Genomic DNA, 17,401 nt, shown 5'->3' on the forward strand with positions numbered 1-17,401 from the left:
CCCACCGAGCGCCGGATTTATACGATGAATCCCACTGCCTGTGGACAACTTTCGGCAGCGCTCGCCCCGTCCCGGCATGCTGGCATGTGTCGGACGAGCCGTGAAGGGCTCGACCGCCCAACGGGGACGATCCAGGACATACGGGGGCCTGTCATGCATCCGATGGTCAAGCCCGCGCTGCGGCGCGGATGGCGCGATCTCAACACCGTGCAGTTCGGGATGACACCGGCGCACGCGTTGACGCTGGGGCCTGTGGACACGGCCACGGGCAACTTCCTCGACCTGCTCGACGGCACCCGCGGGCTGGAGCTCCTGCGGGAGGAGGCACGGCGCATGGATCTGTCCGAGGGTCATGTCGACCGGCTGGTGCGCCGGCTGTCGCGGGCCGGGCTGCTGGACGACTCGCGGGGCGGCGGACCGGACGCCGAGGCGCTGCGGGAGAAACCGGAGGTGCTCGACCGGCTCCGTCCGGATCTGGCGTCCCTCGCCCTGACCACCTCCGCACCGGGCGATCCGCTCCGCCGGCTGGCGGCGCGCCGCAGTGTGCGGGTGCAGGTGAGAGGCGGGGGCCGGGTGGGCACCGCCCTCGCGGCACTGCTGTCGGGAGCCGGGGTGGGCGAGGTCGACGTGCGCGACGTCGGGCGGGTCGAGCCGTGGGACGTCGCGCCGGGCGGGCTGCCCGCCGAGGCCGTCGGCGACCGCAGGGACGAGGCGGCCCGCCGCGCGGTACGCCGGGCCGCACCGGACCGCCCGCCGCGCCGGACCGCCCGGTCTCCCCTCACGGAAGGCGACCCCGGCTTCGGTCTGGTCGTCCTCGCCCCGCGGGACGACGTCGCCGTGCACGCGCCCGATCCCGCGGCCGCCGAAACCCTGGTGTCCTCGGGCACACCTCACCTCTACGCCGGTGTCGTGGAGGGGACCGGTGTGGTCGGTCCGCTGGTCCTGCCCGGTGAGACGAGCTGTGCGGGCTGTCTCCAGCAGGACCGCGCCGACCGGGACCCGGTCTGGCCGCGCCTGGCCGCCCAGTGGCGCTCCGGGCGGCAGCGCCGGGTGGGCGCCTGCGACGTGACAATGGCCACGACGGTGGCCGGACTGGCGGCCGCTCACGCGCTCACCTTCCTGGACGGCCGGGTCCCGTCCAGCGCCGGCGCACGCTGGGAGGTCTCCCTCCCCGCTCTGCACTGGCACGCGCGTCCGGTCCGGCCGCACCCGGCCTGCCCGTGCGGGGCCGCGCGCAAAGATCCGGAAAAAGGTAAGGGAGAACACACCTCCGGGGACGGGGGGTCACACGAGACAATGGCCGGGCACGGGCCGTCGGAGGAGTGGCGCCGCAAGGCGGACGCGAAGCGGCCGGCAGGGACTTGGAGGGCGCATGTCTGATCTTCCCCGCAAGGCGGTCACCCGGACCGCCAAGCTGGCCGCGCTCCCGCTCGGCTTCGCCGGGCGGGCTACCTGGGGACTCGGCAAGCGGATCGTGGGCGAGTCCGCGGAGCTTGTCGGCCGCGAGCTCCAGCAGCGCACCGCCGAGCAGCTGTTCAAGGTGCTCGGCGAGCTCAAGGGCGGTGCGATGAAGTTCGGCCAGGCCCTGTCGGTCTTCGAATCGGCCCTGCCGGAGGAGGTCGCCGGTCCCTACCGGGCGGCACTGACCAAGCTGCAGGACGCCGCCCCGCCGATGCCCACCCGTACCGTCCACGCGGTGCTGGAGGAGCGGCTGGGCGCGGGCTGGCAGAAGCTGTTCCTGAAGTTCGAGGACAAGCCGTCCGCCGCGGCCTCGATCGGCCAGGTGCACCGGGCGGTGTGGCACGACGGCCGCGAGGTGGCGGTCAAGGTGCAGTACCCGGGCGCCGGCGAGGCCCTGCTGTCCGACCTGAACCAGCTGAGCCGCTTCGCCCGTCTGCTGGGTCCGCTCATCCCCGGCATGGACGTCAAGCCGCTGATCACGGAGCTCAAGGACCGGGTCTCCGAAGAACTGGACTACGGCCTGGAGGCCCAGGCCCAGCGGACCCACGCCGAGGAGTTCGACGGCGATCCCGACGTCGTCGTGCCGGACGTGGTCCACCAGTGCGAGCAGGTGCTGATCACCGAGTGGATGGACGGCACACCGCTGTCGGAGATCATCTCGGACGGCACGGAGGCCCAGCGCGACCGGGCCGGCCAGCTTCTGGCCCGCTTCCTGTTCTCCGGTCCCGCCCGCACCGGTCTGCTGCACGCCGACCCGCATCCCGGCAACTTCCGTCTGCTGCCCGGCGGTCCGGAGGGCGAGGACGACTGGCGCCTGGGCGTACTGGACTTCGGCACCGTGGACCGGCTCCCCGGCGGGCTGCCCGAGCCCATCGGCGAGGCCCTGCGGATGACGCTGGACGGCGAGGCCGAGGCCGTCTACGAGATGCTCTGCGCCGAGGGCTTCGTCAAGGAGTCGATCGAGCTGGACCCCGACGCCGTCCTCGACTACCTCCTGCCGATCATCGAGCCGGCCCAGGCCGACGAGTTCACCTTCACCCGCGGCTGGATGCGGAGCCAGGCGGCCCGGATAGCCGACCCCCGCTCCCCCGCCTACCAGCTGGCCAAGCAGCTCAACCTTCCCCCGGCCTACCTCCTGATCCACCGGGTGACCCTGAGCACGATCGGCGTGCTCTGTCAGCTGGGGGCGACGGTGCGGCTGCGGGAGGAACTGGAGGAGTGGCTGCCGGGCTTCGTCCCGGAGGAACCGGTGGCGGAGGAACCGGCCACCCAGGCCTGACGGACCCGAGGGGCACGTCGAGCGCCGCGGGCACCGGCTGCCCCTACCACCACTGCGGGTCCAGGCGGCCCTCGATCGCCCTCAGGTTGTCGCGGGAGCACGCCTCGCAGTAGTGACGGCGGGCGCCGTCCTCCACGGAGAAGGTCCAGGTCGGCTGCGGCCCCTCGGCGCGGGTGCCGCAGCGGGCACACACCGGCGTCTCCGGCTCCGCCGCGGAACCGCCGTCGTCACTGCCACCGGGAGGACTCGTCACCCGGCGACGATAACGCCGTTCCCGACGGCCCGCCCCGCACAACGCACCGCGGGGGCCGGTCCGTTCACACGGACCGGCCCCCGCGGGGAGAGCTGGGCCTCCGGGCTGGGGAGACCGCCGCTTCAGGTGGTACCGGTTACTGCATGACCGCCATGGCGAGCGCGCGGCGGGCGCGCCGGGAGGCGCGCTCGGCCCGGCGCTGCATCCGGCGAGCGGTCACCAGGCCCGCGGCCCGGCGCTCCCGCTGCGCCTCCTGCAGTCGCTCGTGCATATGCGCACGGGCCAGGGCTTCTGGGATGAGTTGCATCTCTCGGGTCCTGTTCTGGCGCGAGTCGTTCGCACCGCTGGTGGTGAAGTCTTCGGTCGCGGAGCCTGCGGGCTCCTGAGTGGACGGCATCATCGGGGCCTGCTTCTGGGGGTCGTGCGTGAGGGGGCGGTCGATCGTTCCTGGGGTGTTCATGCCGTGACCGGGTTCTTGCGCGGGCGGCCACGCGGCCGCTTGCGGGCGACGACAACTCCCTGGACGAACAGCTCGCCGCCCCAGACGCCCCAGGGCTCACGCCGCTCCTTGGCGCCGGCGAGGCAGGCCTCGATCAGCGGGCAGGTGCGGCAGAGGGACTTGGCGTACTCGACGTCCGCCGGCGACTCGGCGAAGAAGACCTCCGGGTCGTAGGAGCGGCACGGGACGGGCACGCCGAGGTTCTCGATGGCGTCGTCGAGCGCGGTGAGCGCGGTGAGCGGAGTCAAGGTCGGGTCCTCCGTGGAGCCGGGCTTGGGGATCGTGTCGGAAGGCGGTACGGACGGGACGTGCGCTTCGAGTTGCACGGTTCGTCTTCCTCGTCTGGTCGTTTCCGGCCGGTTGGCCGGGTGGCGGCTGGTACCGGGTTCTTTTGTTGTCCCGGGGCGCTTCGCTCTCCCCGCTTGGGGAAAACAGAAGGGCCGCGGATCCCGGATGGGGTTCCGCGGCCCTGAAGGCGCCGGCCTGATCGGATCAGGCTGGATCACTCCAGGGTTCTGGCCCACGGAAGGCCCACATCAGGTGGTGCTGCGTCGTCTGCTTCCGGAATCCGGCACCGGCTGCCGCAAAGGCATAGGCCTTCGCCTGTGCCACTACCGCTTCCAGTGCCTCGGTCGGTCGCTCATCGCGCTCACGGACGGCAGGAGCCGCGGGAGCGAGGGAGGACACCAGGCGTGCGGCACGAATGCCGGACAGACCGGTGCCCTGGTTCGAGGCGCCGAGCATGCACAGGGAGACGGCCGAGCGATCGGTCAGTTTGACGATGGAGCTGGTGTTGATGCTGATCACTGGACTCGCCTCCTCTCGGCGTCTAGGGGACCGGGGTGAACCGGTCCGCGGATGTACAAGTACAACACGGAGCAAGGGCCTTGGAGAAGGCCACCGTCCCCGTGCCTAAGAACCTATGGGGATTGCCGGGGCATGCGCAAACTATTTTTCCGACGAGTTGGGATCAGTCCTGATCCCGTTCCCCGTCGATGTCACGACCTGCGCAGATGGCCAGAACATCGGCTCCGTAGCGACTCAGCTTGCGCATCCCCACCCCGGGGATCCTGGCCAGTGCGTGCGCGTCGTCGGGGACCGTCTCGGCGATGGCGATCAGCGTCTTGTCGGTGAAGACGCAGAAGGCCGGCTGTCCGCTGCGCCCCGCCTGGTCGGCGCGCCACTCACGGAGCCGCTCGTACAGGCCCTCGTCCATGTCGGTGGGGCAGCCATCGCAGCGCATCAGCTTCATCTCGCCCGCGTCGGTCAGCGTGCGGCCGCACACCCGGCAACGCGCGGGGCTGCGCTGCCTGCGCCCCGGACTCCGGACGACCGGGGCGGACGCCGCCCCGGACGAGCCGTGCTCCACACCTCCCGCGCCGACCGCGCCGCCACGGCCCGCGACGGCGTTCGAGCCGGGACGCAGCCCTTGGAGGAAACGGCTGGGGCGGCGGTTCGGCCGGCTTCCGGGTGAACGGGAGAGCGCCCAGGAGAGATGGAGGCGCTCGCGGGCGCGGGTGACACCGACGTAGAGGAGCCGGCGCTCCTCCTCGATCTGCTCGTCGGTCTTTGCGTAGGTGATCGGCATCATGCCCTCGGCGACGCCGACCAGGAAGACGACGTCCCACTCCAGGCCCTTGGCCGAGTGCAGCGAGGCGAGGGTGACGCCCTGGACGGTCGGGGCGTGCTGGGCGCCGGCCCGCTCGTCGAGCTCGGCGACGAGGTCGGCGAGGGTGGCGCCGGGCCGGGCGGCGGCGAAGTCCTGGGCGAGATGCACCAGCGCGGCCAGTGACTCCCAGCGCTCCCTGACCGCTCCGGAACCGGCCGGCGGCTGGGGCGTCCAGCCCTCGCCCGAGAGCACGGCGCGCACCTGGGAGGGCAGGTCGGGGGCGTCGTCGAGGAGGGTGTCGTTGCCGCCGAAGCGGGCCGCGCCGCGCAGGGCGATGCCGGCCTTGCGCACCTCGGGACGGTCGAAGAACCGCTCGGCCCCCCGCAACTGGTAGGGCACTCCGACGTCGGCGAGGGCCTGCTCGTAGGTCTCGGACTGGGCGTTCGTCCGGAACAGGACGGCGATCTCGCTCGCCGGGACCCCCGCGTCGATCAGCTCACGGATACGGCGGGCGGCGCCCTCCGCCTCGGCGGGCTCGTCGGTGTACTCGGTGAAGACCGGCTCGGCCCCCGCGGCGCGCTGGGAGACCAGTTCCAGCCGGTGGTCGGCGGCCCGGCCACGGGCCTGGGCGAGCAGGCCGTTCGCCAGGTGGACGACCTGGGGGGTCGAGCGGTAGTCACGGACCAGCTTGACGACGGTGGCCCCGGGATGACGGGTGCGGAAGTCGAGCAGATGGTCGGGGGTTGCGCCCGTGAACGAATAGATCGTCTGGCTGGCGTCGCCGACCACGCACAGGTTCTCCCGCTCACCGAGCCACAGTTCCAGCAGGCGCTGCTGGAGCGGGCTGACGTCCTGGTACTCGTCGACGACGAAGTGCTGGTACTGGGCGCGGACCTGCTCGGCGATGTCGTGCCGGTCCTGCAGGACGGCGACGGTCAGCAGCAGCACGTCCTCGAAGTCGATGACGGCGCGCTCACGCTTGAGGTCCTCGTAGGCGGAGTAGAGCTGGGCGATCTCGGCGGGGTCTCGGGGGGACTCCCGGCCGGCCTTGGCGGCGGCGGCCGCGTAGTCGGCCGGGACGGTCTGGGTGACCTTGGACCACTCGATCTCCGCGGTGACGTCCCGCAGCTCGCCCCGGTCGAGCCGGACGCGGCAGGCGGCGGCCGCGTCGGCGACCAGCTGGATCTTGCGGTCGACGAGCCGGGGCAGGGAGCCGCCGATCGCTTTCGGCCAGAAGTACTGGAGCTGACGCAGTGCCGCGGAGTGGAAGGTGCGGGCCTGGACGCCGACGGCCCCGAGCTGGCGCAGCCGGCCGCGCATCTCCCCGGCGGCGCGGTTGGTGAAGGTGACGGCGAGCACGCTGGAGGGCTGGAGGATGCCCGCGCGCACCCCGTAGGCGATCCGGTGGGTGATCGCCCGGGTCTTGCCGGTGCCGGCGCCGGCCAGCACGCACACCGGACCCTGCAGGGCGGTGGCCACGGCGCGCTGCTCGGGGTCGAGCCCTTCGAGCACCGCGTCGGCCGAGTCCGGTACCCGTGGGAAGAGGGTGGAGTGCGTTGCTGCTGTCACACAGCCATGCTGCCAGGTCGCCGGAGACGGGTGAGCCGGTTGTCCACAGGGAGGGCCTCGCAGTCGTACTAATGCGGCGGGCATCACGTGGGAGCCGTGCGGCACCCGGCGGGAATGCTTGCGCTTTCACGTACGTTCCCCCCACATCGAGGACTTCCCCGAGCCGCCGAAGGAGCGCGAGAGGCATGCAGGGCACTGTGACGATGTACAGCACCACGTGGTGCGGCTACTGCCGCCGGCTGAAGAGCCAGCTGGACCGTGAGGGCATCGCGTACACCGAGATCAACATCGAGCAGGACCCGGCGTCCGCGGCCTTCGTCGAGAAGGCGAACGGCGGGAACCAGACGGTGCCCACGGTGCGTGTGGTCCCCTCCGCCGGCGGCGACGAGGTCGTGATGACGAACCCGAGCCTCGCCCAGGTGAAGCAGGCTCTCGCGGTCTGACGTACCCCGGCGCCGTGCCCCCTCCGGTCGAGGTCACCGGAGGGGGCACGCTTGTGTTCAGGGGTGCGGGGAGGGCGGAACCGGCCGGATTCGAACCGGCGTCCTCGCGGTTTTGGAGACCGCGCGCGACGACCTCTGCGCTACGGCTCCGCCCGGCCCGACAACATGGCCGGTGCGCGGGACGGAGTCCCGGCGGCGTGGCGCCGGGACCCCGTCGGAGCGCCGGGCGTCCCGTCAGAAGGCGCTGCGGGTCGGGAGCTCCTTGCCGTACCAGCGCTCGATCAGGCGGGCCGCGATCGAGATGCCGTACGGCGGGAGCACCTCGCCGGACTCGAAGGCGGCGCCGAGTTCGTCGCGGGAGAACCAGCGGGCCTCGTGGATCTCGTCGCCGTCGACGTCGATCTCGGTCGTGGTGGCGCGGGCGGTGAAGCCCAGCATGAGGCTGGACGGGAAGGGCCATGGCTGACTGGCGACGTACTCGACCTCGCCGACGCCGATGCCGACCTCCTCGTGGACCTCGCGGCGCACCGACTGCTCGATGGACTCCCCCGGCTCGACGAATCCGGCGAGCGTGGAGAAGCGGCCCTCGGGCCAGTGGACCTGGCGGCCGAGCAGGATGCGGTCCTGGTCGTCGACCACGGCCATGATCACCGCGGGGTCGGTGCGCGGGTAGTGCTCGGCGCCGCAGGCGGGGCAGCGGCGGATGTGGCCGGCGGCGGCGATGACGGTGCGCTCGCCGCAGCGGGAGCAGAAGCGGTGCAGCCGCTGCCAGTTCTCCAGGGCGACCGCGTGCACCATCAGGCCGGCCTCGCGCGGCGACAGGAGCAGTCCCGCCTCGCGCAGGCCCGCCGGGCGGGCGGAGTCGTCCATGCGGCCGGGCAGGGAGTCCTTCTGGAGGGCGAAGTAGCTGACGCCCTTGTCGTCGATGCCCAGGAAGTAGCGGTGGGCCTCGGTGAGCGGGGCCTCGAAGGACGGGGTCATGACGAGTTCGGTACGCCCGTCCGCCGTCTCGTCGATGAGGACCTGGCCGCCGGAGACCACGAAGCAGCGGGTCGAGGGGTGGCTCCACGCCGCCGCGAGCCATGCCTCGTCGAGCCGGTGGTGGGCGGCGCGGTCGATGCCGCTCGGGGCGGTGAGCGAGATGGGTCGGTCGGTGGTGTGGTCGGTCCAGGTGGTCACGGGTGCTTCCAACTCCCCCGGTGGAACGGATTGGGTCGGCGGGCGGTTCGGCGGGACGTGCGGCGGGAGGGACCGGGTCCTGCGGGGCGCGGCGGGTCCCTTCCAGTGTGCCCCGCGCGGACGTCCGGTTCGGACGGCGTGCGAGGTCAGGGGGCGTGCCGCCAGTGCTCGGCGAGGTCGCCCCACAGGTACGCGCTGGTCTCGACGCCTTTGAGGAGCAGGTCGAGGTCGACCTTCTCGTCGGGGGCGTGCCAGCCGTCGGACGGGACGGAGATGCCGAGGAACAGCACCGGTGCGCCGAGGACGTCCTGGAGGTCGGCGGCCGGTCCGGAGCCGCCCTCGCGGGTGAAGCGGACGGGGCTGCCGAAGGCGCGGCCCATCGCGCGGACCACGGACTGCAGGGCCGGGTGGTCCAGGGGAGTCAGGCAGGGGCGGGTGGCGGGGCTGAAGGAGATCTCGTGGCGGATGCCGTCGGGCAGTTGCCCGGGCACCCAGGCGCCGACGGCCTCGCGCACGTGCTCGGGGTCCTGGCCGGCGACGAGCCGGAAGGACAGCTTCACCATGGCGGAGGACGGGATGATCGTCTTGCTGCCGGGGCCCTGGTAGCCGCCGCCGATGCCGTTGACCTCGGCGGTGGGGCGGGCCCAGACGCGCTCCAGCGTGCTGTATCCGGCTTCGCCGCGGGTGCCGTGGGACTTGGCGGTGCGCAGCCACTGGTCTTCGTCGAAGGGCAGCTCGGCGAAGAGTTCGCGTTCTCGGGCGGTGAGCTCGACGACACCGTCGTAGAAGCCGGGGATCGCCACGCGCGCGTGCTCGTCGTGCAGGGCGGCCACCAGACGGGCGACGGCGGTGGCCGGGTTGGGCACCGCGCCCCCGAAGGAACCGGAGTGGATGTCCTGGTCGGGGCCGTACAGCCGGATCTCGCACTCGGCGAGGCCGCGCATGCCGGTGCACACGGTGGGGGTGTCCTCGGACCACATGCCGGTGTCGGAGACGATCACGGCGTCCGCGGTGAGCCGGTCCGCGTGCTGTTCGACGAGCGCGCGGAAGTGCGGGGAGCCGGATTCCTCCTCGCCCTCGATCAGCAGTTTCAGGTGGACGGCCGGGGTGGTGCGGCCGGTGGTGGCGAGGTGGGCGCGGACGCCGAGGGTGTGGAAGAACACCTGGCCCTTGTCGTCGGCCGCGCCGCGCGCGTAGAGGCGGCCGTCGCGGACGACGGGTTCGAAGGGCTCGCTGTCCCAGCCGTCCTCGCGGGCCGCGGGCTGCACGTCGTGGTGGCCGTAGACCAGCACGGTGGGTGCCTCGGGGTCTGCGGAGGGCCATTCGGCGTAGACGGCCGGGGCGCCGGGGGTGGGCCAGACCTCGGCGGTCGGGAAACCGGTCTCCTTGAGTTTGGCGGCGAGCCAGTCGGCGCTGTGGCGCACGTCGGGCGCGTGGTCGGGCTGGGCCGAGACGGACGGGATGCGCAGCCACTCGGTGAGGTCGTCGAGGAAGGCGACGCGGTGCTGTGCGATGTACGTACGGACGGCGCTGACGGCAGTGTCAACGGGCTGGCTCATGTCCTCGAGCCTATCGGCCCGCGCCGGTGTCCTCGGAGTGCGGTATCTCACCGGGCGGCTCCCCGAGCAGCAGCCGTTCCAGCTCCGCGCGGCCGGGCAGGGCGTCGGGGCGGACGACCTCACCGGTGCGTACGTACAGGAACGCGGCCGTGACGGTCTCCGGGGGGACGCCCTGCTGTTCGGCCCAGGCGAGCCGGTAGACGGCGAGCTGGAGCGGGTCGGCGGTGCGGTCGCGGCCGGTCTTCCAGTCGACGATCTCGTACGTCGTCCCGTCCCCGTCGTCCTTCCGGTAGACGGCGTCGATGCGGCCGCGGACGACGCGGCCGGCGAGCGACAGCTGGAAGGGGGCTTCCACGCGGTGGGGCGTGCGGTGGGCGTACTCGGTGCGTTCGAAGGCCTCCTTGAGGGCCTCCAGGTCGCGTTCGTCGGCGATCTCGGCGTCGCTGCCGGGCAGCTCGTCCGGGTCGAGCATGGGCAGGGTCAGTTCCTCGAAGCGCGCCTCGACCCAGGCGTGGAAGCGGGTGCCGCGGCGGGCCGCGGGCTGCGGTGGGCGGGGCATGGGGCGGGCCAGTTCCTGGGCGAAGCCGTCCGGGTCGGCGGCCAGGCTCAGCAGCTGGGAGGCGGTCAGCGAGGCGGGCAGCCGCACCTCGGTGGTGCTCGCACGGGTGTGCAGGAGCTCACCGGTGAGGGCGTCGAGGTCGCGGTCCCAGGAGGCGACGGTGCGGGCCTCCTCGGGGGTGAGACGGGGTCGCGGCGGGTGGGCCGGCTCCGCGGCGCGCGGGTGCGTGGTGGCTTCCGGCGCCGTCGCCTGGTGCGGGACGGTGGGGCGGTCGGTGCTCCAGGAGTCCCAGTCGTCCGGGCCGGCGTCGGCGAAGGGGTCCTCCTCGGGGAGGGGGTCCTCGTCGTCGGGCGGTGGCGGCCAGTCCGGGTCCTCGTGGGTGTCGGGGTCGTGCACGGCCGTGGCGGGGCCGTCCGGGTCGGCGGCCAGGCGGTGGAGGTGGGCGAGGACGGTGTCGGCGGCCGCGCGGCGGCGGGCGAGGGCGGCGGCGTCGAGGGGCAGGGGCCACACCTGGTCGTCGGCGGCCCGGTGCAGGGCGGGGTTCTCCTCGTCCTCGGCGGGCTCGTCGGCCCACGCCTCGATCTCGCCGTGTCCGGCGGCGCAGTGCTGGTGGAGGGCGTGCAGGAAGTCGGAGGGGCCGCGCGGTTTCTTCTGGCTGGGCCCCCACCAGTGGCCGGAGCCGAGGAGCAGGGAGCGGGGGCGGGTGAAGGTGACGTAGCCGAGGCGGAGTTCCTCGGTGTGCTGGTGTTCCTTCATGGCCTCGTGGAAGGCCTTCAGGCCGCGGGAGTCCCAGGACTCGACGTCGGGCAGGGTGTCGGCGTCGCCGCGCAGGCCGTGCGGCAGCACCTTGCCCTGCGCGGTCCACTTCTCGCGGCCCTGGGTGCTGGGGAAGGTGCCGGTGACCAGTCCGGGGACGGCGACGACGTCCCATTCGAGGCCCTTGGACTTGTGCGCGGTGAGGACCTTGACGGTGTTCTCGCCGCCGGGCAGCGCGTTGTCGAGGCCCTTCTCGTACTGGGCGGCGGTGCGCAGGAAGCCGAGGAAGGCGAGCAGGGTGGCCTCGCCGTCGCCGGCGGCGAAGGACGCGGCGATGTCGAGGAAGTTGGAGAGGGTCTCGCGCCGGCGGGCGGCCAGGGCGTGCGGGGACGCGGAGAGCTCGACCTCCAGACCGGTGACGGCGAGGACGCGGTGCAGGACGTCCATGAGGGGGTCGGCGAGGGAGCGGCGCAGGTCGCGCAGTTCGGTGGCCAGGCGGGCGAAGCGTACGCGCGCGTCGGGTGAGAAGGGCAGGCCGTCGTCGTCCCCGCGGCCGTCCAGCGGTGTCTCCAGGAAGGTGTCGAGGGCGTCGGCGAGCGAGATCACCTCGGCCGGGTCGACGCCCTCGACGGCTTCGGCGAGCCGCCGGTCGGGGTCGTCGTCGCCGTCCACGCGCGCGTGGGAGACGAGCCGCCGTGCGCGCCGCCCCAGCAGGGCGAGGTCGCGCGGACCGATGCGCCAGCGCGGGCCGGTCAGCAGCCGTACGAGGGAGGCGTTGGCGCCGGGGTCCTGGAGGACCTCGCAGACGGCGACCAGGTCGGCGATCTCGGGCAGGTGCAGCAGCCCGGACAGGCCGACCACCTCGACGGGGACGTCCCTGGCGACCAGGGCGCCCTGGATCTCGGCGAAGTCGCCGGCCGTGCGGCACAGCACGGCGATCTCGCCGGGCGCCTTGCCGGTGTTCACGAGGTGGGCGATGGAGTCGGCGATCCAGTCGATCTCCTCCGCGTGGGTGGGCAGCAGGGCGCAGCGGACGGTGCCGTCGCGTTCGGCGCCGGGGGCCGGGCGGAGGGCCTCCACGCCCGCGTGCATGGCGCGCAGCGGCTCGGCGAGGCCGTTGGCGAGGTCGAGGAGGCGGCCGCCGCTGCGGCGGTTCTCGCTGAGCGACTGGCGGGTGGCGGGGCGGCCGTCGGCGTGGGCGAAGTGCTCGGGGAAGTCGTCGAGGTTGGCGACGGAGGCGCCGCGCCAGCCGTAGATCGCCTGGCAGGGGTCGCCGACGGCGGTCACCGGGTGGCCGGTGCCGCCGCCGAACAGTCCGGCCAGCAGGACGCGCTGGGCTACGGAGGTGTCCTGGTACTCGTCGAGGAGGACCACGCGGAACTCGTCACGCAGGGCGCGGCCCACCTCGGGGAGGGCGGCGAGCCGGGCGGAGAGGGCGATCTGGTCGCCGAAGTCGAGCAGGTCCCGTTCGCGTTTGGCGGCCCGGTAGCGCAGCACGAGGTCGGCGAGCTCGCGCCGCGCGGCGGCCGCCTCGGGGACCTTGCGCAGGTCGGCGTTGGTGAGCTTGGTGTTCTCCAGGGTGCGCAGCAGCTCGGCGTCGTGGGCGCGCAGGTCCTCGGGCCGTACGAGGTGTTCGGCCAGCTCGCCGTCGAGGGTGAGGAGGTCGCCGACCAGGTCGGGGAAGGAACGGGTGAGCGCCGGGTAGAGGCCGGGGGCCTCGCGCAGGACGCGCGCGGCGAGCTGGTAGCGGGTGGCGTCGGCGAGCAGCCGGGAGGTCGGTTCGAGGCCGATGCGCAGGCCGTGGTCGGTCAGCAGGCGGCCGGCGAAGGCGTGGTACGTGGAGATCACCGGCTCGCCCGGGGGGTTGTCCGGGTCGATGGCGTCCGGGTCGGTGACGCCGGCCTTGATCAGCGCCTTGCGGACGCGTTCGGCGAGTTCACCGGCGGCCTTGTTGGTGAAAGTGAGGCCGAGCACCTGTTCGGGGGCGACCTGGCCGGTGCCGACCAGCCACACCACGCGGGCCGCCATCACCGTCGTCTTGCCCGACCCGGCTCCGGCCACGATCACCTGCGGGGCGGGCGGCGCGGTGATGCAGGCCGTCTGCTCCGGGGTGAAGGGGATGCCGAGGAGCTCCTTGAGCTGATCGGGATCGGTGATACGGGCGGGCACACGCAGAATCTAGCGGCGGGCACTGACAGCGGAGGCCGTCAGGGCGCTCCGTGAGCGGAGAACCGCAGGTCGGCGCGGGGGGTGCGATGCGTCACGCCGGTCACTCGACCACGTGCCGACCCTCGGGCCGGGCGCTGCACGAGGCACGGAACGCGCAGTGGGTGCAGTGCTGGCCCGCGGTCGGGGTGAAGCGTTCGTCGAGGACCTTGCCGGCGGCCGTGGCCAGCAGATCGCCGATCCACTCCCCCTCCGGTGGCTCCTGGGCCTGCACCTTGGGCAGGGTCTCGCCGCCGTCCCGTCTGGCGGCCCCCTGGCGCAGCTGGACGAGCTCGGCACCGCCCGGTTCGGGACGCGTTCCGTCGAAGAGGTCGTCTACGGCGCCCTCCCCGACGGCGAGCTGGTAGACGGCGAGCTGGGGGTGGCGCTCCACCTCCTTGGCGCTGGGCGCCTGTTTGCCGGTCTTGAAGTCGACGACGTACGCGCGTCCTTCGCCGTCGACCTCGACGCGGTCCATCTGGCCGCGGATGCGGACCTCGTAGTCGCCCGCTTCGAGGGTGACGTCGAAGTCGTGCTCGCTGGCCACCGGGGTGCGTCCGGCGCGGTCCATGACGTGCCACTTGAGGAAGCGTTCGAGTGCCACGCGCGCGTTCTCCTTCTCCTGCGCCGACTTCCACGGCGCGTCGAAGGCGAGCGCGTTCCACACCGAGTCGAGGCGCTCCATGAGGACGGCGAGGTCGGCCGGGGTGTGCCCGGAGGCCACCTCGTCGGCGAGGACGTGCACCACGTTGCCGAAGCCCTGGGCGGCGGTCGCGGGTGCGTCGGCCTTCACCTCGCGGCCCAGGAACCACTGCAGGGCGCAGGTGTTGGCGAGCTGGTCGAGAGCACTGCCGGAGAGCACGACGGGCTGGTCGCGACTCCGCAGCGGCACCTTGCTCTCCGTGGGCTCGAACATGCCCCACCAGCGGTAGGGGTGCGCGGAGGGCACCAGTGGGCGGCCGTCCTCGTCGGCGAGCGCGGCGAGCCGGGCCAGCCGCTGGGCGGCGGCCTCCCGCAGGGTTTCGGAGACCCGGGGGTCGACCGTCGTGGCGCGCAGTTCGGCGACGAGCGCGGCGACGGACAGGGGGCGGCGCGGGCGCCCGGTGACGTCCTTGGGCTCGACGCCCAGTTCGGTCAGGAAGCGGGAGGGCTGGTCGCCGTCGTCGGCGGGCGCCTTCACGGCCGTCACGACGAGCCGTTCACGCGCGCGCGTGGCGGCCACGTAGAACAGACGGCGTTCCTCGGCGAGCAGCGCGCCGGGGGTGAGCGGTTCGGCGAGTCCGTCGCGGCCGATGCGGTCGGCCTCCAGCAGGGAGCCGCGGCGGCGCAGGTCAGGCCACAGTCCCTCCTGGACGCCGGCCACGACGACCAGGCGCCACTCCAGGCCCTTCGAGCGGTGCGCGGTCATCAGGCGCACGGCGTCGGGGCGGACGGCGCGCCGCGTGAGGGTGTCGGCGGCGATGTCCTCGGCCTCGATCTCCTCCAGGAAGTTCAGGGCGCCCCGGCCGCCGGTGCGTTCCTCCGCGCGGGCGGCGGTCGCGAACAGCGCGCACACGGCGTCGAGGTCCCGGTCGGCGTTGCGGCCGGCCGCGCCGCCGCGCCGGGCGGAGCGCTCCAGGCGCCCCGGCCACGGTGTGCCGTCCCACAGGTCCCACAGGGCCTCCTCGGCCGTACCGCCGCCCGCCAGGCGCTCGCGGGCCCGGCGCAACAGGCCGCCGAGACGCTGGGCGCCCCGCGCGTGGGCGGGGTCGTGCACGGCGAGCCGCTCCGGTTCGGCCAGCGCCCGCGCGAGCAGCTCGTCCGAGGGCGGCGGCAGCGGGTTGCCCGCGGCCCGCTCCTCCTCCCGCAGGGCCCGTCCGAGGCGGCGCAGGTCGGCGGCGTCCATGCCGGCGAGGGGGGAGGTGAGCAGGGTGAGGGCGGTTTCGGTGTCGAGCCAGCACGCGTCGGTGCCGGTTCCGGCGTCTTCCCGTCCGCCCGCCTCCGCCGTCGCCACCGCGCGCAGGGCCGTCAGCAGCGGGGCCACCGCCGGTTCGTGGCGCAGGGGCAGGTCGTTGCCGTCGACGTCCACGGGGACGCCCGCCGAGGTGAGCGCGCGGCGGACGGTGGGGAGGGTGCGGGCGCCGGCCCGGACCAGGACGGCCATGTCGTTCCAGGGAACGCCGTCCTCCAGGTGCGCCCGGCGCAGGATGTCGGCGACGTTGTCCAGTTCCGTGCCGGACGTCGGGTAGGTGTACACCTCGACCCGGCCGCCGTCCCGGTCCGGGGTCAGCTCCCGGTGGGCACGGACCTTCTCTGCGGGCAGCCGGGGCAGCGGCATGCGCCGGGTCACCCGCCGCGTGGCCTCCAGCAGGGCGGCGCCGGAGCGCCGGGAGGTGCGCAGCACCTCGACCGGGGCCGGGCGGCCGTCCGCGCGGGGGAAGGCGTACGGGAACTCCAGGATGCCGCCCACGTCCGCGCCCCGGAAGGCGTAGATCGACTGGTCGGGGTCGCCGAAGGCGACGAGGGTGCGTCCGCCGGCCAGGGCGTGCAGCAGCCGTACCTGGGCGGGGTCGGTGTCCTGGTACTCGTCGACGTAGACGGCGTCGTACCGCGCGGCCAGCTGCCCGGCGGTCTCCGGGCGGCCGGCGAGGAGTACCGCGCGGTGGACGAGTTCGGCGTAGTCGAGGACGCCCTGCAGGTCGAGGACGTCGAGGTACTCGGCGAGGAAGGCGGAGGCGGCGCGCCAGTCGGGGCGTCCGATGCGGCGGGCGAAGGCGTCCAGGGCGTCGGGGCCGAGGCCCAGTTCGCGGCTGCGGGCGAGCACCGCGCGGACCTCGTCGGCGAAGCCGCGGGTGGTGAGGCAGGCGCGCAGCTCGTCCGGCCAACGCACATGGGCGAGCCCGAGCCGTTCCAGGTCCACCTGGCCGGCGAGCAGCTCGCGGACGGTGACGTCCTGCTCGGGGCCCGACAGCAGCCGCAGCGGCTCCACGAAGAGGCCGCTGTCCTGGTGGGCGCGGATCAGGGCGTAGCAGAACGAGTGGAAGGTGGTCGCCTGCGGGGCGCGCGCGGCCCCGATGCGCAGGGCCATGCGGTCGCGCAGCTCGACGGCCGCCTTGCGGCTGAACGTCAGCACCAGGATGCGCTCGGGGTCCCCGCCACGGGCGATCCGCGCGGCCACGGACTCGACCAGGGTGGTGGTCTTTCCGGTGCCCGGACCTGCGAGAACGAGCAGTGGGCCGGTCCTGTGGTCAACCACGGAGCGCTGTGCGGCGTCCAGTCGAGGGGGATTCACGCGGGCCGGCGGGGTACGCACCAGTCGATGAGCACCACGGTTTCCCCGCCGCACCTGGGGGTGCGACAGGCCGCTGGTGGAGGAAGAGGAGCTCACGTGGTTCGCCGGTCCTGGTGGGTGTGCTGTGGGGCCGTTCGCCGCGCGTGCGGGACGGGGGGCGCGGGGTGAAGGGGGCACGCGCAACCGACGCTACGCCGGTGAAAAGTACGGAAGTAGGCCTTCCGCTTCTTCCCTCCGGACACTCCGGTCGCACATGTCCCTTGCCTCACGAACGTACGTCATGCCACGAATGTGCTCCGTATCACCTCGGGGGAGCAGGGGTCGCACGGCGGCGTGCGCGAGGGCGGAAGCTGTCAGGTGTGACCCTCGGTGTGCCCGTCTCCGTCCCACCGCGCCCGCCGCATGTCGAGGCGCGGCGCATGGCCCTCCGCGGCCCGGCCCGCCTCCTTCAGGGGCGTGCCCTCCGCGCGGTAGTGGCCGAGGGCCCTCAGCTCGTGGCCCGGCAGCAGCACGCCGTCCGCGCGGACGACACGCCACCACGGCACCGCTCCCCCGTACAGGGCCATCACGCGCCCGACCTGCCGGGGTCCGCCCTCCCCCAGCCACTCGGCCACGTCCCCGTACGTCATGACACGTCCCGGCGGGATCAACTCGGTCACCTCGAGGACCCGCTCGGCGTACTCGGGCAGGGCGCGCGGGTGCTCCGGACCTCCGTCGGACGGAAGGCTCTCCTGGCTCATCCGGCCCATCCTGCCCCAC

At 73.5% G+C, this 17,401-nt stretch carries 13 protein-coding genes and 1 tRNA gene; 3 read left to right on the forward strand and 11 right to left on the reverse strand.

Annotated features, from left to right (window positions below):
- The first annotated feature begins 153 nt into the window (after positions 1-153).
- Complete coding sequence (locus tag AB0A94_RS17730) at positions 154-1,380, forward strand: TOMM precursor leader peptide-binding protein (protein ID WP_361745246.1); 1,227 nt, start codon at positions 154-156, stop codon at positions 1,378-1,380.
- Complete coding sequence (locus tag AB0A94_RS17735; RefSeq protein ID WP_361745248.1) at positions 1,373-2,740, forward strand: AarF/UbiB family protein; 1,368 nt, start codon at positions 1,373-1,375, stop codon at positions 2,738-2,740. The genes AB0A94_RS17730 and AB0A94_RS17735 overlap by 8 nt, the downstream gene beginning before the upstream one ends.
- 43 nt (positions 2,741-2,783) lie before the next feature.
- On the opposite strand, the gene AB0A94_RS17740 is transcribed toward AB0A94_RS17735, so the two are convergent.
- The 5 genes from AB0A94_RS17740 to AB0A94_RS17760 all read right to left on the reverse strand — a co-directional run bounded on the left by AB0A94_RS17740 (position 2,784) and on the right by AB0A94_RS17760 (position 6,754).
- A complete protein-coding gene (locus tag AB0A94_RS17740; RefSeq protein ID WP_361745250.1) occupies positions 2,784-2,993 on the reverse strand; it encodes a hypothetical protein in 210 nt (69 codons plus the stop codon).
- 136 nt (positions 2,994-3,129) lie between these two features.
- A complete protein-coding gene (locus AB0A94_RS17745; RefSeq protein WP_361745252.1) occupies positions 3,130-3,453 on the reverse strand; it encodes a hypothetical protein in 324 nt (107 codons plus the stop codon).
- Positions 3,450-3,818, reverse strand: a complete 369-nt coding sequence (locus AB0A94_RS17750; protein WP_073932361.1) for a WhiB family transcriptional regulator — start codon at positions 3,816-3,818, stop codon at positions 3,450-3,452. The genes AB0A94_RS17745 and AB0A94_RS17750 overlap by 4 nt, the downstream gene beginning before the upstream one ends.
- A 166-nt stretch (positions 3,819-3,984) precedes the next feature.
- The gene (locus AB0A94_RS17755; protein WP_361745254.1) at positions 3,985-4,299 is read right to left on the reverse strand and encodes a hypothetical protein; all 315 of its coding nucleotides are present in this window, start codon (positions 4,297-4,299) and stop codon (positions 3,985-3,987) included.
- Between the two features lie 163 nt (positions 4,300-4,462).
- Positions 4,463-6,754 (reverse strand): ATP-dependent DNA helicase UvrD2, encoded by a 2,292-nt coding sequence (locus AB0A94_RS17760; protein ID WP_361745256.1) that lies wholly within the window; start codon positions 6,752-6,754, stop codon positions 4,463-4,465.
- Positions 6,755-6,855: 101 nt separating this feature from the next.
- Here AB0A94_RS17760 and AB0A94_RS17765 point away from each other — a divergent pair, with 101 nt between their 5' ends.
- The gene (locus AB0A94_RS17765) at positions 6,856-7,113 is read left to right on the forward strand and encodes a mycoredoxin (protein WP_361745258.1); all 258 of its coding nucleotides are present in this window, start codon (positions 6,856-6,858) and stop codon (positions 7,111-7,113) included.
- 75 nt (positions 7,114-7,188) lie between these two features.
- Here AB0A94_RS17765 and AB0A94_RS17770 read toward each other — a convergent pair.
- The 6 genes from AB0A94_RS17770 to AB0A94_RS17795 form a co-directional block, all read right to left on the reverse strand.
- A tRNA-Trp gene (locus AB0A94_RS17770) sits at positions 7,189-7,263 on the reverse strand.
- Positions 7,264-7,347: 84 nt separating this feature from the next.
- A complete protein-coding gene (gene nudC / locus AB0A94_RS17775) occupies positions 7,348-8,292 on the reverse strand; it encodes an NAD(+) diphosphatase (RefSeq protein WP_361745260.1) in 945 nt (314 codons plus the stop codon).
- Positions 8,293-8,438: 146 nt separating this feature from the next.
- Positions 8,439-9,851, reverse strand: coding sequence for a dipeptidase (locus tag AB0A94_RS17780; RefSeq protein WP_361745262.1), 1,413 nt, complete (start codon positions 9,849-9,851; stop codon positions 8,439-8,441).
- A 10-nt stretch (positions 9,852-9,861) separates the two neighbouring features.
- Positions 9,862-13,335: an ATP-dependent DNA helicase gene (locus tag AB0A94_RS17785; protein ID WP_361745264.1), complete on the reverse strand. Its 3,474-nt coding sequence runs from the start codon at positions 13,333-13,335 to the stop codon at positions 9,862-9,864.
- A gap of 100 nt (positions 13,336-13,435) precedes the next feature.
- Entirely contained in the window at positions 13,436-16,738 is a 3,303-nt protein-coding gene (locus tag AB0A94_RS17790) for an ATP-dependent DNA helicase (protein WP_361745266.1), read from the reverse strand.
- 257 nt (positions 16,739-16,995) lie between these two features.
- Positions 16,996-17,382 (reverse strand): MGMT family protein, encoded by a 387-nt coding sequence (locus tag AB0A94_RS17795; RefSeq protein WP_361745268.1) that lies wholly within the window; start codon positions 17,380-17,382, stop codon positions 16,996-16,998.
- Between the last annotated feature and the right edge of the window lie 19 nt (positions 17,383-17,401).

It is taken from the genome of Streptomyces sp. NPDC044984 (genome assembly GCF_040646935.1).
In the GTDB taxonomy this organism is placed as follows: domain Bacteria; phylum Actinomycetota; class Actinomycetes; order Streptomycetales; family Streptomycetaceae; genus Streptomyces.